The sequence below is a fragment of the Edaphobacter sp. FHG110511_03 genome (genome assembly GCF_059115365.1).
Map to the genome: position 1 here is coordinate 1,494,363 of NZ_JBZYWL010000001.1, position 20,461 is coordinate 1,514,823.

General features: G+C 59.4%; 25 protein-coding genes. 12 read left to right on the forward strand and 13 right to left on the reverse strand.

What is annotated here, in order from left to right; genetic code table 11:
• Position 1 precedes the first annotated feature (1 nt).
• Both AC5S26_RS05980 and AC5S26_RS05985 read right to left on the reverse strand, forming a co-directional pair.
• Positions 2 to 322 (reverse strand): DUF167 domain-containing protein, encoded by a 321-nt coding sequence (locus tag AC5S26_RS05980; protein ID WP_494183936.1) that lies wholly within the window; start codon positions 320 to 322, stop codon positions 2 to 4.
• Positions 319 to 1,017 (reverse strand): YggS family pyridoxal phosphate-dependent enzyme, encoded by a 699-nt coding sequence (locus tag AC5S26_RS05985; RefSeq protein ID WP_494183937.1) that lies wholly within the window; start codon positions 1,015 to 1,017, stop codon positions 319 to 321. Before AC5S26_RS05985 ends, AC5S26_RS05980 begins: the two co-directional genes overlap by 4 nt.
• Positions 1,018 to 1,073: 56 nt before the next feature.
• Here AC5S26_RS05985 and AC5S26_RS05990 point away from each other — a divergent pair, with 56 nt between their 5' ends.
• Positions 1,074 to 1,403, forward strand: coding sequence for a DMT family protein (locus AC5S26_RS05990; RefSeq protein WP_494183938.1), 330 nt, complete (start codon positions 1,074 to 1,076; stop codon positions 1,401 to 1,403).
• Positions 1,404 to 1,414: 11 nt separating this feature from the next.
• On the opposite strand, the gene AC5S26_RS05995 is transcribed toward AC5S26_RS05990, so the two are convergent.
• Together AC5S26_RS05995 and trxB are read right to left on the reverse strand one after the other, a co-directional pair.
• Positions 1,415 to 2,245, reverse strand: coding sequence for an AAA family ATPase (locus AC5S26_RS05995; RefSeq protein ID WP_494183939.1), 831 nt, complete (start codon positions 2,243 to 2,245; stop codon positions 1,415 to 1,417).
• An 11-nt stretch (positions 2,246 to 2,256) separates the two neighbouring features.
• Complete coding sequence (gene trxB / locus AC5S26_RS06000) at positions 2,257 to 3,210, reverse strand: thioredoxin-disulfide reductase (protein WP_494183940.1); 954 nt, start codon at positions 3,208 to 3,210, stop codon at positions 2,257 to 2,259.
• An 89-nt stretch (positions 3,211 to 3,299) separates the two neighbouring features.
• Between trxB and AC5S26_RS06005 the strand changes: the two genes are divergently transcribed.
• The gene (locus AC5S26_RS06005) at positions 3,300 to 3,500 is read left to right on the forward strand and encodes an allantoinase (RefSeq protein WP_494183941.1); all 201 of its coding nucleotides are present in this window, start codon (positions 3,300 to 3,302) and stop codon (positions 3,498 to 3,500) included.
• On the opposite strand, the gene AC5S26_RS06010 is transcribed toward AC5S26_RS06005, so the two are convergent.
• From AC5S26_RS06010 to AC5S26_RS06020, 3 genes are all read right to left on the reverse strand, one after another.
• Positions 3,497 to 4,057, reverse strand: coding sequence for a diguanylate cyclase domain-containing protein (locus AC5S26_RS06010; RefSeq protein ID WP_494183942.1), 561 nt, complete (start codon positions 4,055 to 4,057; stop codon positions 3,497 to 3,499). The two genes, AC5S26_RS06005 and AC5S26_RS06010, sit on opposite strands and share 4 nt — an antisense overlap.
• Positions 4,058 to 4,111: 54 nt before the next feature.
• Positions 4,112 to 4,783, reverse strand: coding sequence for a hypothetical protein (locus AC5S26_RS06015; RefSeq protein ID WP_494183943.1), 672 nt, complete (start codon positions 4,781 to 4,783; stop codon positions 4,112 to 4,114).
• 154 nt (positions 4,784 to 4,937) lie between these two features.
• Entirely contained in the window at positions 4,938 to 6,383 is a 1,446-nt protein-coding gene (locus AC5S26_RS06020; RefSeq protein WP_494183944.1) for a sodium:solute symporter family protein, read from the reverse strand.
• A 67-nt stretch (positions 6,384 to 6,450) separates the two neighbouring features.
• On the opposite strand from AC5S26_RS06020, the gene AC5S26_RS06025 reads away from it, so the two are divergent.
• Complete coding sequence (locus tag AC5S26_RS06025; protein WP_494183945.1) at positions 6,451 to 7,791, forward strand: alpha/beta hydrolase family protein; 1,341 nt, start codon at positions 6,451 to 6,453, stop codon at positions 7,789 to 7,791.
• Here AC5S26_RS06025 and AC5S26_RS06030 read toward each other — a convergent pair.
• Entirely contained in the window at positions 7,673 to 8,773 is a 1,101-nt protein-coding gene (locus AC5S26_RS06030; RefSeq protein ID WP_494183946.1) for a YihY/virulence factor BrkB family protein, read from the reverse strand. The genes AC5S26_RS06025 and AC5S26_RS06030 overlap by 119 nt on opposite strands.
• A gap of 180 nt (positions 8,774 to 8,953) precedes the next feature.
• On the opposite strand from AC5S26_RS06030, the gene AC5S26_RS06035 reads away from it, so the two are divergent.
• Complete coding sequence (locus AC5S26_RS06035) at positions 8,954 to 9,808, forward strand: MBL fold metallo-hydrolase (RefSeq protein ID WP_494184611.1); 855 nt, start codon at positions 8,954 to 8,956, stop codon at positions 9,806 to 9,808.
• A gap of 80 nt (positions 9,809 to 9,888) precedes the next feature.
• Positions 9,889 to 10,767: an aldo/keto reductase gene (locus tag AC5S26_RS06040; RefSeq protein ID WP_494183947.1), complete on the forward strand. Its 879-nt coding sequence runs from the start codon at positions 9,889 to 9,891 to the stop codon at positions 10,765 to 10,767.
• 38 nt (positions 10,768 to 10,805) lie between these two features.
• On the opposite strand, the gene ligA is transcribed toward AC5S26_RS06040, so the two are convergent.
• From ligA to AC5S26_RS06055, 3 genes are read right to left on the reverse strand one after another with little or no spacing between them, the layout of a single operon-like run.
• The gene (gene ligA / locus AC5S26_RS06045) at positions 10,806 to 12,911 is read right to left on the reverse strand and encodes an NAD-dependent DNA ligase LigA (RefSeq protein WP_494183948.1); all 2,106 of its coding nucleotides are present in this window, start codon (positions 12,909 to 12,911) and stop codon (positions 10,806 to 10,808) included.
• A 51-nt stretch (positions 12,912 to 12,962) separates the two neighbouring features.
• Positions 12,963 to 13,394 carry a hypothetical protein gene (locus AC5S26_RS06050; RefSeq protein ID WP_494183949.1) on the reverse strand — a complete coding sequence of 144 codons (432 nt, stop codon included), beginning with the start codon at positions 13,392 to 13,394 and terminating at the stop codon, positions 12,963 to 12,965.
• Positions 13,395 to 13,420: 26 nt separating this feature from the next.
• Positions 13,421 to 13,762 (reverse strand): winged helix-turn-helix transcriptional regulator, encoded by a 342-nt coding sequence (locus AC5S26_RS06055; RefSeq protein ID WP_494183950.1) that lies wholly within the window; start codon positions 13,760 to 13,762, stop codon positions 13,421 to 13,423.
• 114 nt (positions 13,763 to 13,876) lie between these two features.
• Between AC5S26_RS06055 and AC5S26_RS06060 the strand changes: the two genes are divergently transcribed.
• The 3 genes from AC5S26_RS06060 (at position 13,877) to AC5S26_RS06070 (ending at position 16,099) form a co-directional block, all read left to right on the forward strand.
• Positions 13,877 to 14,323, forward strand: a complete 447-nt coding sequence (locus AC5S26_RS06060) for an anthrone oxygenase family protein (RefSeq protein WP_494183951.1) — start codon at positions 13,877 to 13,879, stop codon at positions 14,321 to 14,323.
• A 51-nt stretch (positions 14,324 to 14,374) separates the two neighbouring features.
• Positions 14,375 to 15,439, forward strand: a complete 1,065-nt coding sequence (locus AC5S26_RS06065; RefSeq protein ID WP_494183952.1) for a metal-dependent hydrolase — start codon at positions 14,375 to 14,377, stop codon at positions 15,437 to 15,439.
• Between the two features lie 108 nt (positions 15,440 to 15,547).
• Entirely contained in the window at positions 15,548 to 16,099 is a 552-nt protein-coding gene (locus tag AC5S26_RS06070) for a DUF6580 family putative transport protein (RefSeq protein WP_494183953.1), read from the forward strand.
• Positions 16,100 to 16,173: 74 nt separating this feature from the next.
• On the opposite strand, the gene AC5S26_RS06075 is transcribed toward AC5S26_RS06070, so the two are convergent.
• Entirely contained in the window at positions 16,174 to 16,839 is a 666-nt protein-coding gene (locus AC5S26_RS06075; protein ID WP_494183954.1) for a YqaA family protein, read from the reverse strand.
• Positions 16,840 to 16,848: 9 nt separating this feature from the next.
• Positions 16,849 to 17,382, reverse strand: coding sequence for a MogA/MoaB family molybdenum cofactor biosynthesis protein (locus tag AC5S26_RS06080; protein ID WP_494183955.1), 534 nt, complete (start codon positions 17,380 to 17,382; stop codon positions 16,849 to 16,851).
• A 188-nt stretch (positions 17,383 to 17,570) separates the two neighbouring features.
• Between AC5S26_RS06080 and AC5S26_RS06085 the strand changes: the two genes are divergently transcribed.
• From AC5S26_RS06085 to hscB, 4 genes are read left to right on the forward strand one after another with little or no spacing between them, the layout of a single operon-like run.
• Positions 17,571 to 18,620, forward strand: a complete 1,050-nt coding sequence (locus tag AC5S26_RS06085; protein WP_494183956.1) for a TonB family protein — start codon at positions 17,571 to 17,573, stop codon at positions 18,618 to 18,620.
• Between the two features lie 10 nt (positions 18,621 to 18,630).
• Positions 18,631 to 18,780, forward strand: a complete 150-nt coding sequence (locus tag AC5S26_RS06090; protein ID WP_494183957.1) for a hypothetical protein — start codon at positions 18,631 to 18,633, stop codon at positions 18,778 to 18,780.
• On the forward strand, positions 18,777 to 19,802 hold the full coding sequence (miaA, locus tag AC5S26_RS06095) for a tRNA (adenosine(37)-N6)-dimethylallyltransferase MiaA (RefSeq protein ID WP_494183958.1): 1,026 nt from the start codon (positions 18,777 to 18,779) through the stop codon (positions 19,800 to 19,802). The genes AC5S26_RS06090 and miaA overlap by 4 nt, the downstream gene beginning before the upstream one ends.
• Positions 19,799 to 20,407 (forward strand): Fe-S protein assembly co-chaperone HscB, encoded by a 609-nt coding sequence (hscB, locus tag AC5S26_RS06100; RefSeq protein WP_494183959.1) that lies wholly within the window; start codon positions 19,799 to 19,801, stop codon positions 20,405 to 20,407. The genes miaA and hscB overlap by 4 nt, the downstream gene beginning before the upstream one ends.
• Positions 20,408 to 20,461 lie beyond the last annotated feature (54 nt).

Below are 20,461 nucleotides of genomic sequence, written 5' to 3' on the forward strand. Positions count from 1 at the left end.
ATCAGCAATCTAAGGAAGGGGAGAGCGCGGCCTGAACTTCGGCCGCGTTTTTTCCTGTAATGCGAAGGACTTTGCTTCGGCTGGATGCGCCGGAGACGAGAGAGACGCGCGATCGAGGGAGTCCGATCTGATCGGAGACGAAGGCAATCAGAGCTTCGTTGGCCCGTCCATCAACAGGCGGGGAGTGAAGCGCGATCTTGAGGGCACCCGCGTGAGTTCCTGTCACCGCATCCTTCTTCGCGCCTGGATGCACACGTACGCTCAGGGAGCATCCGTTGGGAACATCGCGAGCGAACGGGGCTGGGTCCTGGGCGAGATTCATGGGGCTGCCGGATAGATACGCTTGCCGAAGATGGCCGTGCCCACGCGGACGCAGGTGCTGCCCTCTTCGATGGCGACGTGGAAGTCGTTCGACATGCCTATGGAGAGCTGTGTCAGCTTAGGGTACGTCTTCACGGCTTCGTCGCGCAGGCGGCGAAGCTCACGGAAGTAGGGACGGGCGGTCTCGGCCTCTTCGGACCATGGAGGAACGGTCATCAGGCCAACCGCATCGACGGAGGTCAGCTCATTGACAGCGTCGAGAAGGGCGGGTAGCTCTTCAGGGGCCACTCCGTGCTTGGACTCTTCGTGGCTCAGCTTCACCTCGATCAGCAGCGGGAGGCGCTTGTTGAGGGCGCTTGCTGCAGCGTCAAGACGCTGGGCGATCTTGAACGAGTCGACGGCATCGATGGCGTCGAAGAGCTCGGCGGCCTTGTTGGTCTTGTTCGACTGAAGCGGGCCGATCAGGTGAAAGGCGGCTCCCTCCAGCCCTGAGACGGTGGCAGACTTCTGCTCGAACTCCTGCACCCGGTTCTCGCCGAAGAGCCGCTGACCGGCTGCGTAGGCTTCAAGAATCGCCTCGGCGGGGTGGACCTTGCTGACCGCCATCAGGGCGACGTCGCTCTCGTTACGGCCGGCGCGACGGCAGATTGTGGCTATCTCTTCTTTCAGGCGTGCGATGTTCTCCGCGATACTCATCTCAACAGCATCTTACTTGCTGCTGACGATCCATTTCCCGGAGATAGATAAAACGCATGTGGACCATCCTTTTGTTGATCGGCTCGAATATCTTTATGACCTTCGCGTGGTACGGCCATCTGAAGTATCGTGAAGTGGCGTTGTGGAAGGTTATCGTCGTGAGCTGGTCTATCGCGTTCTTCGAGTACTGCCTGCAGGTTCCCGCCAACCGCATCGGTGCAAGGACGTTTACGCCGGATCAGTTGAAGGTGATCCAGGAAGTCATTACCCTGGCTGTCTTCGGGGTCTTCTCGACGTTCTACTTTGGTGACAAGCTGCACTGGAACCATGCCGTCGCCTTCTGCTGCCTGGTGGCGGGCGCCTTTTTCATGTTCCACAAGTTCTAAAGAACGGATCGCTAAGGCTTTTCTTCTCTGAAGAGAGGAAGGGATTCTTGCTCTTCTCTGCCAAGCAGTTCCTTCAGAAACTCCTCACGATTGTTCAGAAAGTAACGGACGATTTGGAGTGGCGCCGTCTCTTCGTACCCGATCCATTGCGGAGGTGCGCTATCGAAGGAGAGAATCTGCGCATCGGGATAGCCAAGCAGCACAGGAGAGTGCGTGGAGATGATGAACTGCGCGTCCTTGTACTTTTGCAGGGTGTCGTGCATCAGCACGAGGAAGGCAAGCTGACGCTGTGGCGACAGAGCGGCCTCGGGTTCGTCGAGGAGGAAGAGGCCATTGCGGCGGAACTTTTGCTCGAGGAGAGTGAAGAAGGTTTCGCCGTGAGAACGCGAATGCAAACTTCGGCCACCGTAAAAAGAAAGAATGGGAGGCCCTAATCCCTGCTTATCGAGCTCATCGAGATGAGACGCTGTATTGAAGAAGCTCTCTGCGCGAAGGAAGAATCCAGCGCCAGTGCGTCTGTCGAAGGAGAGGCGCAAGGCTCGGACCAAAGTATCGGTCGAGTGGTTGTGTTCGGTGGTGTCGTGATGGATATTCCGATTTCCGCCTTCAGGGCCGAATCCGTAATGAGAAGCGATGGCCTCGAGCAGAGTGGATTTGCCGGTGCCGTTCTCTCCGGCGAAGAAGATGACGCGCGAGGTGATATCGATCTCGTTCAGCGATGCAATCGTCCGCACCGAGAACGGATAGACAGTCCAGTCCTCCACTCGGTTTCGCAGCAGAGTGATCTTCTTGAGCATGGAAAAGGCCAGCCGATGGAAGCGGCTGGCCCGAGGATAAATCAATCGTAAGAGGATTACCGCCCGTGTTCTTCGAGATACTTCTCCACCTCAAGAGCGGCCATGCAGCCTGAGCCCGCGGCGGTGATCGCCTGGCGGTAGCGGCGATCCTGAATGTCTCCGCAGGCGAAGACGCCGGGGATGATCTCGCCGTTCAGGGTTGTGTAGACATTGTTTGTGGTCTTGATATAGCCGTCTTCGTCGAGATCCATCATGCCGGTGAAAGCCTTCGCATTGGGCTCGTGACCGATGCCGAGGAACATCGCTGATACCGGCAGGGTCGACTCTTCGCCGCTGGCCCTGTTCTTCAGGCGCAGACCCTTGACGTCCTTATCTTCGACGCCAAGCACCTCTTCGACCACGGTGTTGGTCACGAACTCGATCTTGGAATGCGCCACGGCGCGATCAAGCATGATCTTGGAGGCGCGGAATTTCTCGCTGCGATTGATGAGGGTCACCTTGGTGGCGAAGCGGGTGAGGAAGAGCGCCTCTTCCATGGCCGAGTCCCCACCGCCGATCACCGCGATCTCCTTGCCGGAGAAGAAGAAGCCGTCGCAGGTTGCGCAGGAGCTGACCCCATGGCCGATGAGCGCCTGTTCGCTGGGAAGGTTCAGCCAGCGAGCGCTGGCTCCCGAGGCGATGATAAGGGTGCGGGCATGGATGGTTTCCTTGCCGAGGTTCAGCGCAAACGGGCGCTTGGTCAGATCGATCGAATTGAGATGCCCCATGCGCAGTTCCGCCCCAAAGCGGACGGCCTGCTTTTTCATATTCTCGATCAGCTCCGGGCCTTGAATCCCCTCAGGCCAGCCGGGAAAGTTCTCCACCAGCGTGGTAATCGAGAGTTGTCCTCCGGGTTCGTGGCCTTCCAGCACCAGTGGCTTGAAGTTTGACCTGGCCGTGTAAATAGCAGCAGTCAGCCCCGAGCATCCGGAGCCAAGGATGACAGTATCGCGCGTCGTGTTTTCGCTCATAAGCTCTCCTAGTGTAAATGCGCGGCGGGACAAAAGGATGCAAACCCCGGCAAGTCCAGGGGAGTCCTTTGCGCATCTACAATGGAATCATGGCTAATTTAACGCTGGTTTATGGAATGAGGCTGTTACCAGCCGACGAGATCGTTCGGGTAGGCGATGCTCCGGTTGACCTAAAGAACGGAAACCAGGCTCAGGTGACGATGCATGTCCTGGAAGGTAGCCGGGAGCAGATTGAGGCTCAACTGCGTCTGAGCCTGGACGCCTTTTTCGACTTTTACCCCGAGATTTAGGTCGCGGAGGCGCTTTCGGGCACAGTCGAGGAGACCTGTCGCTTCTGCTCGTACATCCGCTGGTCCGCGAGGCGGCGAAGAAGGATCTCATCGGTCGTGTCGTCAGGATAGATGGCGACGCCGACACTGCCGCCGACGACAAAGCTCTCATCGTCCACTACAAACGGTTGTTTGAGAGTCTCGACCACGCGAGTGGTGGCGATCTCGACGATTCGAGACGGGGGCAGATTGCCAGGAAGATTGGAAGTGATGAGGATGAATTCGTCGCCGCCCAACCGTGCCAGGGTGTCTGTGGAACGGATGGATCGCCTGAGATTCTGAGCAATGTACTGGAGCAGGCGGTCGCCGGTGTCATGGCCCCGGGTATCGTTGACAGCCTTGAATCCATTCAGGTCGATCATCACGATTGCCACGCGGGAACCTGTGCGCTGAGCCTGTTGGATCGCCTCCTCCATTTTGTCTTCGAAGAGACGCCGGTTTGGCAACCCGGTGAGCTGATCGTGCAGCGCAACCCACTCGTTGCTGGAGACCTGTCGCTCCAGCAGAACCAGCAGCATGCCGATGGTGACCAGGAACTTCTGCCAGTTCCATACCTCGGAGGCAACGTCGATCTACTGCGGCCGATTCGTGACCCAGGAGTGGGCAAGAAAGACGAAAGCCCAGACCAGGAAGCCGGCAACGATGGCGATCCGCCCCAGGCTATTGCGGGGAAGGCTCATTGCGAACACCGCAGCAGTGAAGAGATAGAGCAGGAAGAGCGGAAAATAAGCCGCATCGCGAAACATACGTTCTGAGGCAAAGAACCAGATCGGCAGCCAGAAGAAGAGCTGGACAACGATCAACCGCCCGACGTTGCCCAATTGAAAGGTTCGAGCAAGAAAGAATGGAGTTGCAAGGCCGATCACGAGTCCCAGAGCCGCAGCGATGTAGTACGGCTTGGCATCGCGCACATCGAAGGCGTAGATCGTTTCGATTGCGGCCAGCGCCAGGGTGTTGGCTCCCAGATAGATCAGTGTGGGGAGCCGCGCAAAGAGGGGCTTCGAAGCCGCCCAGAGAAAGATGATTCCTGCCGCGAGGTAGGAGTCCAGCGCCAGCACGTGCATGGGGATGTGCAATGGCCCGGAGGGAGCGTAGAAAGCGTGAGCGATGGCCTCCAGAAAGATGAACAGGAGACCGACAATCCAGAGGCCAACACCTTCCTGAAGGTGACGGCGGCGCAGAAAGTGCAGGATGGAAAGCAGGGTGGCCATGGCGGCCAGATCGGGCAGGAGGTTGATATTCATCGGCCCTCTTTCGGGCGCGGTATCGCAGTGGTCATTTGAGAACGCTCGGATCCCCGGACTCTGATCGAATATTAATGAAATACAGCAACAAGACTACGAGAGTGCGAACGATTGTCGGCCATTCTCGCAATCGATGCAATCCCCACAAACGTGGCTATGCCTCGCCCAGCGACTTCAATTGGAGCGATGTAGGTGGGGGCGTCGCGAAGCTGACGGCAATCAGGCAGAGCAGCGATGCGATCAAGGCGGGGAAGATCGCGTCGCGGTTGCCAATCGCCGCAGGCAGGTGGGGAGCCACCCAATCCCATGAGACCGTGACGATGGTCCCAATCGCGATGCTTGCCACGGCCGCTGTCGCAGTTGCGCGTCGCCAGAAGAAAGCCGCCAGGATCACAGGCGTGAGCGCCGCCGAGTAGATCGTATAGGCGTACAGGGCCCTTTTCAGGACCGATTCTGTGCCGAGCGACTGAAACAGCGACCATATACCCAGCAGAACTACCATGAGCCGGCCGACAATCAGAATTTTTTTGTTGGAAGCTCGAGGGTACAGATAGCGTACATAAATGTCGTTGACCAGGTTCGTAGCTGGAGAGAAGAGCCAGTTGTTCGCCGTGGAGATGATCTTCGCAAAGATGGCTCCCATCAGCAGCGCTCCGAGCAGACGAAGCGCGGGGGATGCATCCCCAAAGCCGTGCAGACCGCAATAGGCAAGAATCTCCCGTGGAGCTTTGCTGACCTCTCCGGTGGGAAAGAGAGCCGAGCCTGTGACAGCAATGGCAACGATGATGGTCTCGAGGATGACCGTGCCAATGATCCAGCCGACGACTGCGCGGCGAGCGTCCTTTTCGGACTTCGCGGAAAAGAACTTCTGGTACATCGATTGATTGCCGAGCAGCAGAAGGCAAGTCGGGAGGAAGAGCTCGAGGCACTGGATGAAGCTGAGGTCGCCGAAGACCTGGAAGTGGGTGTCAGGAAGCGCGGCATGCACTGCGGACCATCCGCCGGCGCGATGGATGAGGATCGGCAGGGCAAGAGACATCGTCACGGTCGCAAGCAGTCCGATGAAAAGGTCCATATAGGCGACCGAAGACATGCCCGCGATCGCGGTGAAGAGGATGACGAAGAAGGCCACTAGATAGCGACCGAGAATCGGCGTGATGACCTGGGGGAAGATGAGGTGCAGGATGTCTCCGCCGCCGATGAACTGGTAGCTCGTGATCGCCGTGTAGGTCAGCAGGATGGCGATCACTCCCAAAACGCGGGCCGTCTGGTTGTAGCGAGTCTCCAGCAGATCCGGGATGGTGAATTGAGCGAACTTGCGGGCGCGTGGAGCGATGAAGTAGATCAGCAACAGCCCGGCCCATCCGCCGCCTGCCTGCCACAGCGCCGCGAAGCCGTGCTTGTATGCGTTTTCAGCGCCACCCAGCAGCGAGCCCGAACCGATCCAGGATGAGAGCAGCGTGAAGATCAGTACGAAGGCTGGCAGCGAGCGCCCAGCTACCAGATAGTCTGCCCTGGTCTTCACTTTGCCCAGACGAGCCAGCGAAACGGTAAGCAGCGTGAGGACGATGACCGCGATGACGGAGGCGTAGAGGCTCATGGAGTATGTTGAAAATTGTAGCCTTTTCATAGCGTCGAGAAGTTCGGATGGTTTTCCGGAGGTGAGAGTGCTGAAGTTTGGAGTGGCGGTCGTGTGTCTTTCAGCAGGAATGGTGTGGGCCCAGGCGATGCCGGGAAGCAACAGGGAGACTGCCGGGGCTGGAGCTCCTGTACCTGAACTTCCCGCAGCGAGCACCCTCACTCACTCCCAACAGATTGCACGCGAAAAGAAGTGGCGAAGCGAGATTCGCCACCAGCTTTACGTTCCGGACAAATTGCCGACGCTCGAGGCGAAGACATGGTCCAGCTTTACGCCGGTCGCGGGGGTCGTGGCGGAGAGAGTCACCTATCAGACCTCGGCAAACATGCTGGTTCCGGCAGTCATCTACAGGCCGGAGCATAGCAAGGGCAGGCTGCCCGGTATTGTGGTGGTCAACGGCCATGGAGGCGACAAGTTCAGCTGGTACGCCTTCTGGAGCGGCATGATGTTCGCCCGCGCCGGAGCTGTGGTGGTCACCTACGATCCGATTGGCGAGGGCGAGCGGAATATCGATCGAAAGTCGCGCGCCGGGTCCCATGACAAAGTTGTCCCGCCGCCGACTGGCGTATCCCAGACTGACTGGGGGCAGCGACTGGCGGGCCTGATGCAGGTGGATCTGATGCAGGGTGTGAGCTATCTTCTCTCACGACCTGAGGTCGACCCGAAGCGAATCGCAGTGGTTGGCTACTCCATGGGTTCTTTTATCTCGGGAATCGCGGGTGCCATCGATCCACGCATCCACGCCGTCATCCTGAGCGGCGGAGGAGACTACGACGGGCCGGGCGGGTACTTCGATTCGAACCCACTGCCGTGCCAGTCTCCCCCATACCAGGTGCTTTCCGTCCTGGGCGACCGCGGCGCGGTTCTGTACGCGTTGAACGCAGCACGCGGACCCATGTTGGTGATGAACGGGGATGCGGATACGGTGATGGATATGGCGCATCACGGCCCGGACTGGTTCGAGTCGGTTCGACAGAGGGCGATTGCGCTGCGTGGGACAGATAAGGATATGTTCACGGCGATTCGATATCCGGGAATCAGTCACCGTACCTCCTGGGTGAATCGCGACGGCGTGGCGTGGCTAGGCAAGCAGATCCATTTTGGCAACTGGAATGAGGCGGATATCGCTTCTGCTCCGGTCACGCATATCAGCACCTGGGCGCGAGCAAATGATGTCGATATTGCGGCCAGCTACATGCGTGAGGATCGCGAGGGTGGTCTCGATGCCGTGGGAGCGGGTTTGCCCGGGATCAAGCGCGAGGACCTGATGGTGCTGCCGGACCGTGACTGGCAGGCGATGAAGGACCGGCTGACGTACGAATCGTGGGCGGTGAAGACGATGGCTGCTCAGACAGCGGCAGCGCATTAGCGTCTGAAGGACCGTCGAGGGTAGCGGAGGACAGGTTTCGCTCCATGGCCGCGGCCTCGATCTCGCTATTGATCTCTGCTCCTAAAAGCAGCATGAAGCCCGTGATGTAGAACCACATCAGCAGGATGATGACCGCTCCAAGAGATCCATACGTGATGGAGTAGAAGTTGAAGTAATGCAGGTAGAGTCGGAAGCCGAGAGAGACCAGGAGCCAGGCCAGGATGCCAATGGTTGCCCCGGGCGTAAGCCAGCGCCAGCGTCGCTTTTGGACCCCCGGCGCCCAGTAGTAGATCACCGCGAAACAAAGCATGAGGAGCGCAGCAGCAGCAGTCCAGAAGATGAGCCGCGAGACTAGTGCAAACAAGGCCGCGGCAAAGTGGTTTGGAATACGGGCATGCGCGACTGCGGCGAAGAAATCGCCTCCGAGCATCGCCGCGAGGGTCAGGGTCGCGAGACCTGAGAGAGCGATCGTGACCCCGATCGCGGAGAGCCGTGCCTTAAAGTACGATCGGTGATCGCGGACGTTATAGACCGTGTTCAGCGCGTCCTGAATTGCCGAGACTCCGACCGAAGCGGACCAGATTGCCGCAATCAGGCCGAAGGTAAGCTTCCCGGAGGTTGCGCTTGCTGTGGTCTCGTTGTAGGTGGTAAGGACCATTCCCAGCGCGGAAGTGGGAACTACGAGTGCAAGATACTCAAGCAGTTTGTAGTAGATGGAGGAAGCGGAGCGGGCTGCGAGGCCGAGGATGGAGCTGGCGCTGAAGAGGGTTGGGAACAGGGCAAACAGGAAGTAGAAGCCGAGCTCCGCCGCGCGTCCCAGGAGGTTATCGGCAATCAGCGCACGCCACGTCCGTTTTGCGATTGTCTTTGGAGGAACTCCCCTAAGATTCCAGAGCGAGTACAGAGGAGATCGGGAGACGTAGTCCCAGATGCGCGGGGGGACCGAGTCGGGAGCAGGATCGACGATGGAATCTAAAGGCACGATAACTCGCTCCTTCCCGTTATCCCACGGAGTCAGTAAACCCGATTCAAAAGGATAGATGCCGAAACGCGCCTCCCACGTCGCATCGTCTGGGCTTGGAAGGGCATCTACCTAAGGGTGATCACGAGGCAAGATCCGATTGGCAGATTGTGGCGGCGAAGGCCATTTGCCGTAACCAAGATGGGGCAGTTGTTGCGCGTAGTGCGCGAAAGTAATGAGCAGCCGATCCTGGGTGAATCAAGGGCCGCCGAACTGGTACAGCCGGGCGAACTGGGCGTTACCTTCATCGGGCACTCCTCTTTCTTCCTCCAGATCGGTTGCCAGAACGTTCTAGTGGATCCCGTCTTTGTTACCCGGCTTATCCTGCTGCGACGCCAGCGCCATCCCGGAGTTCTGATCGAGCAGATGCCGGCGATCGACCTTGTCCTGGTAACCCACGCGCATATGGACCACCTCAATATTGCCTCTCTGCGTCGTGTCGTTCGGGCGGCGCGTCGGGCGCGGGGCCGTTCGCCCGAGATCGTCGTGCCCCAGGGAGTGGACGATCTCGTCTCCGGGCTGGGGTTTCGGCGCGTTTACACCCTGAAGTGGTGGCAAAGCATTGAAGTCTCGGGTCTTCAGGTCACAATGACACCCTGTCAGCATTGGGGAGCGCGGATGTTCAGGGATACCCATCGCGGCTACGGCGGCTATGTCATTCGTTCGGGCCACGAGTCGGTCTATCATTCCGGCGATACGGCATACTTCAATGGTTTCGCCGAGATTGGCCGTCGGCTCTCGCCAACCGTTGCTCTCCTTCCCATTGGGGCCTATTTCCCTGACAGCTATCGGGCCGTCCACACCTCGCCGGAGGAGGCGGTACGCGGCTTCGTGGAGGTTGGAGCGCGCTGGATGGTTCCCATGCACTACGGTACCTTCCGCCTGGGTCGCGAGCCGATGGACGAGCCTGTGCGGCGCCTCCGCGCCGAGGCGGATCGTCTGGGAATCGGCAGCAAGGTCAGGGTTCTCGGAGAGGGCGAGACCCTTCGCCTCTGACCACCCTTACGATTGAATTCCTTCGGCAGCCTTACTGTTTCTTCACAATCCTCTTTCCGCGATCGCGCATCGAATGGTGCATGACTAAGCAAGGAAGTGCTGCGGCAAACGCAAAGGCAAGCGGAACGTTTTCAATCGGCGGAGACCTACCGGTTCATCGGCTGGGGTATGGCGCCATGCGCATTACTGGCAAGGGAATCTGGGGTGAGCCCAAGGACCCTGTAGAGGCGAAGAAGGTTCTTCAGCGAGCAGTCGAGCTGGGAGTGAACTTTATCGATACCGCCGACTCCTATGGCCCGGACGTGAGCGAGCGGCTGATCGGCGAGGCCCTGGCTCCCTATGCCAAAGGGGTGGTTGTCGCGACCAAGGCCGGACTGACGCGACAGGGACCGGACAAATGGCTGCCCGTCGCCAGGCCGGAGTACCTGCAGCAGCAGGTTGAGATGAGCCTGCGGCGGCTGAAGACGGAGCGCATCGACCTGTGGCAGCTCCATCGCATTGACCCAAAGGTTCCGGTGGAAGAGTCGCTCGGCGTCATCAAAAACCTCCAGGATCAGGGGAAGATCCGCCATGTTGGGTTGAGCGAGGTGAAGCCGCACGAGATCGATCAGGCGCGCAAGGTGATCGATATTGTCAGCGTGCAGAACCAGTACAACATCTCCGACCGCAGGCACGAGGATGTGCTCGAGTACTGCGACGAGAACAAGCTAGCCTTCATTCCCTGGTTTCCAGTGGCCTCAGGCAAACTCGCCCAGCCGGGTGGAGCGCTGGATGCGGCTGCAAAGCGTCATAATGCAACGGTTTCCCAGCTTTCACTGGCGTGGCTGCTGCACCGTTCGCCGGTCATGCTTCCGATTCCGGGAACCTCATCGGTGGAGCACCTGGAGGAAAACATTGGGGCGGCCAGCGTTAACCTGAGCGCAGACGAGTGGAAAGAGATCGAAGAAGCCGCAAAGTAGCTCTGAGTTTGGGTAACCGCTATTACGGGTTATGGCGGTTACCCCTTCAAAAGTTCGAGGAGACCGTCCTCGTCCAGGACCTTCACTCCGAGCGACTGGGCTTTGTCCAGCTTGGAGCCGGCTTCCTCACCCGCGACCACAAAATTTGTCTTTTTGCTGACGCTGCCGGAGACTTTTCCCCCTGCCGCTTCGATCCGCTCTTTCGCCTCATCGCGAGTCAGGTTCGGGAGTGTCCCGGTCAGGACGAAGGTGAGACCTTCGAATGTGGTTCCTACGATCTTTTTCTCCGCTGTCATCTTGAGTCCCAGCGACTCAAGGTCATCGATGAGCTGGAGGTTCTTGTCGACTGCGAAGAATTCCACGATCGCCTGCGCTACCTTGGGGCCTACTTCGTTGACCGCCTCCAGCTCCTCGGCAGTCGCCTCTCGCAGGGCCTTCATGGAGCCGAAGCGCTGCGCGAGCAATTGGCCGGTGCGCTCGCCGACGAAGCGGATTCCGAGGCCGAGCAGCACACGGGCAAGGCCGGCGTTTTTCGAGCGATCGATCTGAGCCAGCAAGGCATCGGCCGTCTTCTCCCCCACGCGTTCGAGACCAAGTAATTGCTCCCGCTTCAGACGGTAGAGGTCTGCGATGGTGTGGATGAGGGGCTTGCGGGTCGTGATGGGCGCGCCTTCCTCGGTCACGGCCTCCGATTCGCCGTTGAAGGAGACATTCTGGCCCAGGAGCTGTGCGACCATAGCGTCGCCGAGGCCCTCGATGTTCATGACGCCCCTAGCCGACCAGTGCAGCAGTTCCTCGCGTACCCGTGCCGGGCAGGAGTTGTTGACGCAGCGCCAGTCGACTTCGCCTTCCACGCGCATCAGCTCGCTCCCGCAGACGGGACACACGGAGGGGAAGGTGATCTCCTTTTTGCCGCGTGGGTGCTGCTTGTCGTCGACGACCTCGACGATTTTGGGGATGACGTCGCCGCCTCGCTCCACCTGCACGAAGTCGCCGATCTTCACCCCGAGGCGGGCGATCTCGTCTGCGTTGTGCAGGGTTGCGCGGGTGACGGTGGTTCCGCCGATGAGCACGGGGGTGAGGGCCGCGACGGGAGTGACCTTTCCGGTGCGGCCTACCTGGAAGAGAACGTCTTCGAGCTTCGTGATTCCGGCGCGCGCGGCAAACTTGTAGGCGATGGCCCAGCGCGGAGCCTTGCCTGTGAAACCGAGCCGGCGCTGCTGGGCTGTCGCATCGACCTTGATAACGACACCATCGATCTCGTAGCCAAGGGTCTCGCGAAGGGGCTCCGCCTTTACGATGAACTCGAGGACCGCGTCGATATCCTTCACGGTCTTTGTGTGCGGATTTACGCGGAAACCTGCCGTCCTGAGTGCCTCCAGGGTCTCGGTGTGGGAGGGAAGAAGCGTCTCGCCATCGCGGAGCAGGAAGTAAGCGTAGAGGTCGAGCCGGCGCTGCGCCACAATGTTGGGCTCGAGCGTGCGGATGGTTCCGGCGGCGGCGTTGCGTGGATTTGCGGCGGGAGACATGCCCTGCGCCACGCGCTCCTCGTTCATCTTTACGAATGCAGCCTGGGGAAGGACGACTTCGCCGCGCACTTCAAAGGCCTGCGGCAGGTGCGCACTGTCGAGCTTCTTCGCGGTAACGCTCAGCGGTACCGAGCGGATCGTCCTTACATTGCTGGTGACATCTTCGCCGGTGGTGCCGTCGCCACGCGTCAGGCCGCGCTCGAGGTGCGCCGCGCCGTGGGCTCCAGGCACGTACTGGAGCGCCATGGAGAGGCCGTCGAGCTTCAGCTCGCAGACGTACCGGATAGTCTCCGAGGCGGGAAGGCCCGCTCGAACGCGCTGTTCCCAGGCGCGAAGCTCTTCCTCGTTATAAGCATTGTCGAGCGACAACATGGGCCGCGAGTGGGCGACCTTGGCGAATCCTTCGCGCGGCTTGCCTCCTACGCGCTGGGTCGGGGAATCCGCCACGACCAGCTTCGGATGCTCCTCCTCGAGCTTCTTGAGGCGATTCATCAGCGTGTCGTACTGGGCATCGGTGATTTCGGGGGAGTCCAGGACGTAGTAGAGATGTTCGTGGTGGCGAATCTCTTCGCGCAGCGTCTGAATCTGTTCTTCAGCTGTAGGGGCAGTCGCCATAGCGAAGATTATAGAGAGCGCGAAGGGGTGTATGCGCTCCTCCAATGTGCTTTAGTCGAGCGGCTTCAGAGTGGGTGCTACCCATCGCAGCCTTGCCTCGGTGGAGCTCACAAGATCGAAATCGTAATACTCGCGGAAGATGTCGCGGCGGGATGCAAACTGCTCCACTGCGAGGGCCGCAAACCTCGCGCGGTCCATCGCCATGGACTCGCGTTTAAGTCCATCGAGCAGGCGAATCCACATCACGGTAACGGTCTCGTGATAGCCGCTGGTCTCGGTGTTTTTGCCCCCAACGGACTCGTTGTACCTACGGACGCACTCACGCATCTTCGCCAGGGCCGCCTCGCGCTGCATTCCATGGATGTAGCACGCGCCGGTCAACAGGTGGGCGGAGTGAGTCCACTCGGCTTTGGGTAGCGTGCAGCCCTCAAACGCCGCGAGAAAGTCGTCGATCTCGGCTTCGGTGACGGGAAGGTTGGGCATATTCCCAGCATAATGGAGGGCTAGCTTCAGGCTTGCGGCATATGGCTTTCCACGCGGGCGAGGTGTACCCGGCCCCAGGCGCATATCTTCTCAAGCACCGGGACCAGCGTCAGGCCATAGTCGGAGATGGAATAGAGCACACGGCGGTTCTTCTCTTCTGTTCGCACGACGATGCCGTCTCTCACCAGCTCCTGCAGGTGCCGGATCAGCATGCGCTCGGTCATTTGGGGGATGCTCCGCCCCAGATCGGCAGTCCGCATGGGTTTCTCCAGCAACCGCCACAGGATTGTGCCCTTCCATCGGCCATCGATGACCGACAGCATCGCATCGATCGGGCACGGCGACATCTCTTTTTTCGATACCGCCATCGGTCTTCTCCAATCCACTTTTCGAACTGACAAATTAGTCAGCCCGTCTTTGTGAGTCAGCCTGGGGCGCCTGTAACTCTCAAGAGAGAGAGCTTTTCAGCGGAGGGCAGACCTATGCATCTCATCGACATCTTTACTATTGTCATCGCCGGACTCATGGTCGGCAACGAGCTTACTGTTTCTCTTTTTATCAACCCGGTCATGAGGAAACTGGATGCTGAGGCCCAGGGAAAGGCGCTGAGTCTTTTTGCCGGTCTCCTTGGCCGCGTGATGCCGGTCTGGTATGGGTTCTGCCTTGTGCTTTTCCTGGTAGAGACGGTGGCTCATCGTGGCGAACCCCAGTTTTATCTTCTGCTGGCGGCGTCCATTCTGTGGGCAGCCATTATCGTTTTTACGATTGCAATGCTGGTTCCGATCAACAATCGCATCGCCGCGCTCGCAGCGAACGTGCCCCTCGATAAATGGCTTTCTGAACACAGACGCTGGGAACGACTGCATCGCGTGCGGATTTTCCTTCTGCTTGTGGCGCTGGTGCTGGTTACGCATGCATTGCTGTCGTGATCGGGATAATTCGTCAGGAAATCGTCGACCTCACGATATGCTGGAAGCCGCATGGACCCAGTTACGCACTTCATGACGGGCGCGGTTCTCTCCCGCGCTGGATTCAATCGAAAAGCCGCCTATGCCACGCTGGCGATGACGCTCGCGGCTGAGGCTCCTGACCTGGATGTTCTATGGTCGCTGAAGGGGCCAGTTGCTGCCTTCGAGCATCATCGAGGATGGACCCACACGCTGCTAGGTGTGCCTTTCGAGGCTGCCATCGTCACGGGAGTCGTCTGGCTGGGGCATAGGCTGCTGCAGCGATGGAGGCGATCGCAAAATACGCATGTGTGGAAGGCGTCGGGCGCGGCTCCCCTCCACTGGCCGCGCCTCTATCTGTTCTCTGTTCTCGCGCTGCTCTCGCATATCTTGCTGGATTGGACGAATAACTATGGTGTTCGCCTGTTCTTTCCCTTCAATCCACGCTGGTACTCCGGCTCGTTCGTCTTCATCATCGAACCGGTCATCCTTTTATTGCTGCTCACCGCGCTGATCGCCCCTGCTCTCTTCGGGCTGGTGGGAAGCGAGGTAGGCGCCCGGAGGGAGATGTATCGCGGCCGGGGCTGGGCGGTTGCCGCGCTTATTGGCATCGTTTCCTTCTGGGGATGGAGGTTTGTCGAGCGCGAGAAGGCCGTCGCTCTGACTCGGGAGGCGGGATTGAGGCAGGAACAGATTCTCCGGATTACGGCTGATCCTTACCCGATTAACCCATTCCGCTGGCAGACGGTGATTGAGACGCCGCTTGTCTACCAGATTGCGAGCGTCAACACGTTGAGCGGCAATGTCAGCTCGAACACCCCGGCCAACGTCTTTCACAAGCCGCCGACAACACTCGCCACGCTGGTGGCCAAGCGGAGCTGGCTAGGCCAGGTTTATCTGGACTGGTCGCAGTTTCCGATCGTGAACGACATGGGCGCGACTCCTGACGGGCTGACGACGGTCACTTTCCGCGACTTGAGATTCCTTTATGGCACGGATCTCTTCGGCCGGGACCGGGCTCCTCTTTCCGGGGTGGTGGTGGTCAATGACGACCGCCGAGTAGACCAAATGGAGATGGACGGCCGCGTTCAGCGCTAATATCCCTTCGCTCTGGGCTGGTCGGGATGACAAATTCTTTACATTCCCAAGGGCCATATGTCAGCCTTTTATGCGGGATTCAGCTAGAATCAGAGGATTGAGGTTTCTATGGCCGCCTATTTTGCACTTCTTGTCGCCATCCTGAGTCGCGTTCTCCCGCATGCCTTCCTGACAACCAGCGTGGGCTTTACCGCTGTGGGCGGAAGCCTTCTCTTCTTTGGGGCGCGTCGAAGCCGCTGGCAGGCTGTTCCCGCGGTGCTCGCGCTGATGGCGACGGACTTCTACCTCACCACCTACGTTTACAACTATCCCTTCCATGTCAGCGACTATGCGGTCACCTGGCTGTGGTATGCGGCGATCTGCCTTCTCGGCCACCAGATGCTCGCGGGCAAGCCGTCGGTGCTCCGGGTTGCGGGCGCGGTGCTGGCCAGTTCGACCTCGTTCTTTGTGCTGAGCAACCTTGTCGTCTGGGCGGGAAGCGCGATGTATCCTCACACGGCTGCCGGGCTTGGCGCCTGCTATGTTGCGGCGATTCCGTTTTACGCAAACGATGTGATGTCCACGGCGATTACCGCGGGCGCGTTCTTCGGACTTCCGGCCCTGGCGCGAAACATTGCGGCCAGTGTTCGCGAGGGCGTTCACAGCCAGCGTCCGGCATAGCTTGATTTCAGATTAAAAACAGAAGGGCTGCGAGATTCTCGCAGCCCTTTCCTCATGTCTCGGGCAGTGAGGTTCTACTCGGGGACGTTGTTTGCTTCGTCTTCTACTGGAAGCTTCACTCCCTTACGCCAGTCGAAGAGTTTACGCGTCACCCAGATGGCGAGCAGCACGACGAGCGCTCCGGCGAAGGCCATCACCAGTCCAAGATGGTTTTTCAGGGCGACTTCGAGGGTACTGACGATCTTCGGCCCATAGAGGATCGTAATGATGGCCCACGCCATGAAGCGGATAAATTTGCCCAGCATAATGGCAGAAAAGAACCAGACCGTCTTCATCTCGAAGACTCCGGCGGCGAACTCGAACAGCTTTACCGGCATCGGCGGGGGCATCATCGCCGGGATCATGATGGCCAGGAACTCCTGGCGCTCAAAGCGGTCGCGAAGTTTCTCGTAACGTTCGCGGTTGATGCGCTTCAGAAGAAACAGCTCTCCGCCGGCCCGTCCCAGGAGGAACGGCAAGAGGCTTCCAATCGCAGAGCCGAGTGCGGCCATGAAGCAATAGAGCACGAAGCGGGCATGGTCGTGGACCACATAGTCGATGACCAGTGCATCGATCGGCATCGGGATCGCCGCGGAATCCATGATCGCGATTCCACAGACGCCCCAGGCGCCGAACGGCTTCAAGGCCGCAAGCAGGACAGTATTCCATTTATGAAAGAGAGAGACAGGGGATATCTTCACGGGATATCTCTATTTTACCCTCGAGGCGGCCACTGCACCCGCGTGGTTGGCATGATCGGTATGTCCGTGCAACAGCTCGAGCGCGTGCGGAAGCAGGGGTAGCACCGCCTCAAGCGAGGTCTGGGCCCCGCGGGTGCTTCCCGGGAGATTGACGATGAGCGTGGCGCCCAGTGTGCCACATACGGCACGGCTGAGGGCGGCGAGCGGAGTCTGCCGAGCTCCCTCGGAACGCATCCGTTCGGCCAGCCCCTCGACCAGCCGCTCGCAGACCGATCGCGTTGCTTCGGGGGTGACATCGCGTGGAGACAGGCCCGTTCCGCCAGTGGTAACAATAAGATCCGCAACTTTTGCGCCGGATTGAAGAGCTTGCGCGATTGCCTCGACCTCATCCGGAACCGTTTGTCGGACGGTAACAGGAAGTCCAGCCTCCTCTAGCAGATCGGCGACGGCCGGCCCGGAAAGATCCTGCCTGTTGCCCGCAAAACAGCTATCGCTGACGGTCAGGACCAGGGCGCGCAGTCCAGGGGCAAATCCTGTGCTCATTCCGCCAGTCTACGATCCTTTTGGCTAACTTTGGCGCTCTTCGGGCTCAGGAAGATCATCTCCGGTAAATAAATGATGAGAAAATAAAGAAGGACGACGCCAGATCAAAAACCTGTCCGAGACGGGTTAAGCATCTCTTTAGTAACAGCAACTTTAGTGCTCGTCAGTCGTCTGACCAAAGATACCCGATGCCTTCTCTCGAAACGCCTCCCAACTCCGCGCCTCCGACTCCTCCGACCAGGGTGCGGACAAATCGATATGGCGATCTCGAAGAGCACGAGCTGATCCATCTACTCGATGCCCTCGATGATGAACGGGCACGCGCTCGCTTTCGCGAAGCAGTTTACATCTCGATCATCATCTGGCTGGCGATTGGATGGTTTGTGCTTTATGGGCCTCAGGTAATCTTCCATCAACCGCGGCTCATCAATCCTGCCGATGTTCTGAAGGAGCGCGACAAGCAGCTGACCTATCTGGATATGCCGAAGGATATCGGCAAGGAGCTTCCGAAGAAGCGGAGCGACGTCATCAGCGACAAGGATCGCGTCCAGCAGACGAAGAAGCCGACGATTGATCGCAAGACGCTGGAGCAGCTGCAGGCCATGCGCAAGTCCGGCGCGCCTGGTGGCCCGGTTGCTCCTCCTACGCCCCAGCCACCGGCTCCGCAGCAGCAGGTCCAGCAGCAGCCCCAGCCACCGGCTCCGCAGCCGTTGCCTCAACATCCTCCTCAGCAGGCGACGGTGGAGGCGCCTCGCCCGGCTCCGACAAAGCCCAACTTCGGCAATCAGAGTCTCTCAGCAGGTGATGCGATTCGCCAGGCAGCGCAGCAGGCCGCGCAGAACCGCGGCCAGGGTGGCGACTACGGAGCGAATATTCCCGTCGAGCATCAGGGCATGAACACTGGGGTCGATATCCTCTCGGACACGATGGGGGTTGATTTCAATCCTTATCTCCGCAAGATCCTGCGCGAGATTTACAACACGTGGCTCCCGTTAATTCCCGAGGAGGCGCGTCCACCCCTGAATAAGCAGGGCGAGACATTGATTCGATTCTCCATTCTTCCGGATGGACGCATCGGGGGAATGCATCTGGACGGCTCGACACAGGACCAGGCTCTGGATCGTGCTGCCTGGGGCTCTATTACGGGGGTCGGGCAGTTCCCACCGCTCCCGAAGGAGTTCCACGGTCCGAACCTCGAGCTGCGAATCCACTATCTCGTCAATAAGAGACCGGAGTAGCTTTTCACTGATGGCTGCATCGCTTCCTGAACGCCTTCGCCGGGAACGCCGTCGTCAGCTTCGTGGCCTGATGTTGCTGGCATTTGCCGTGCTGTTGTTCTGCATCCTTCGCATGGGGGCAGCCCGAGTCTTCCCCGCGGGATGGTGGAGATTGTGGTGAGCGCCAATCATCCAGAGATGAATTCAGTTGAAGCGGAGCGGCCCATGATCGTTGTCGCCGGGCCGACGGCGAGTGGGAAGACCACGCTGGCAATCCGGCTGGCGGAGCGGTTCGGAGGGGAGGTCGTCTCCTGCGATTCCGTTGCGGTCTATCGCGAGATGGAGATTGGAACCGCCAAGCCGAGTCGTGAGGAGCGAGCGATGGTTCCTCATCACATGATCGACATTGCGTGGCCTGACGAGCAAGTGACGGCGGGCGACTATAGCAGGCTGGCGCGCGAAGCGCTCCGTGCAATCTCAGAGCGTGGAGCGCTTCCGATCGTAGCAGGCGGGACAGGGCTCTATCTGCGCGCGCTTATCGACGGATTGTTTCCAGCGCCTGCATCCCGGCCCGAACTGCGTGATCGTCTGCGACAGCGGGCGTTGGCACTGGGGCCGGAGCGGGGACCCGTGCACCTTCATCGGATTCTTACCCGGCTCGATGCCACGGCGGCAAAGGTGATCCACCCCAATGATGTTCCCAAAGTGATCCGCGCGATCGAGGTCTCGCTGGCGTCGGCATCCACGAACGGCGGGGTACGGGCTTCGATGACGGAACAGTGGAAGCAGGGCCGCGACCTCCTGAGCGGCTATCGCATTCTCCGGCTCGGTCTGAATCCTCCACGAGCGAGGCTGTATGAGCGCATCAACCAGCGTGCTGCCGCGATGTTCGATCGAGGACTGATCGAGGAGACTTCTCGGCTTGTGGAGCGTTATGGCCGAGAATGCAGGGCACTGGGATCGCTGGGCTATGCTCAGGCCATAGCGGTTCTAGCAGGAGAGATGAGTCGCGAAGAGGCGGTGACGTTGGCGCAGCAGGGTCATCGAAACTATGCCAAGCGGCAGCTCACCTGGTTCAGGAGAGATGAGGAGATGCGCTGGCTCACAGGGTTGGGCAGCGAGCAGAACGTGATCGACGAAGCTTTCCACCAGGCCGAGGGTTTTCTGAAGGGCGAGGAGATCGCTTCTACAATAAAGCAATGAATTACTTCGAAGTATTCAGTCTTCCTGAAAAACTTGCGATCGATACGGCCGCGCTGGAGAAGCAGTTTTACGCTCTCAGCCGAAAGCTCCACCCGGATCGCTTCGCCTCGCGTCCCGCAGCGGAGCAAGAGGAGGCTCTCAAGCAGTCCTCGCTGTTGAACGATGCTTATCGCAGCTTGAAAGATCCCATTCTGCGGACGCAATATCTCCTGAAGCTCCATGGGGTGGAGCTGGAGGAGCAGTCCAAGGCAGCGACCGATGCGGCACGCGAGACTGGCGGTGAGAAGAAACAGATTGTTCCCCCGGAGCTGCTTGAGGAGGTCTTTGAGCTGAACATGCAGCTACAGGAAATGCGGATGGCCAAGCAGATGGGCGAGGACGAGCCCGAGCTGCGACGCGACCTGATGACAGCGAAGGACACGTTCGATGCGAGGATGGTCGAGACTCAGGCCGAGTTGGAGGGGCTGTGGGGCCGATGGGACGGTGCGGTGGACCCTCGCGACGAGGCAGGTATGGCCTCTGCCCGCGATGCGATGGTCGCCCTGCTCAACAAGAGAAGCTACCTGCGAAACCTGGTCCGCGACGTCAATGACGCGCTGGAGTAGGCGAGGGAACTGACGCCCTCGTTTCGACGGTAGCGATTTTTGCTCGCACATTCC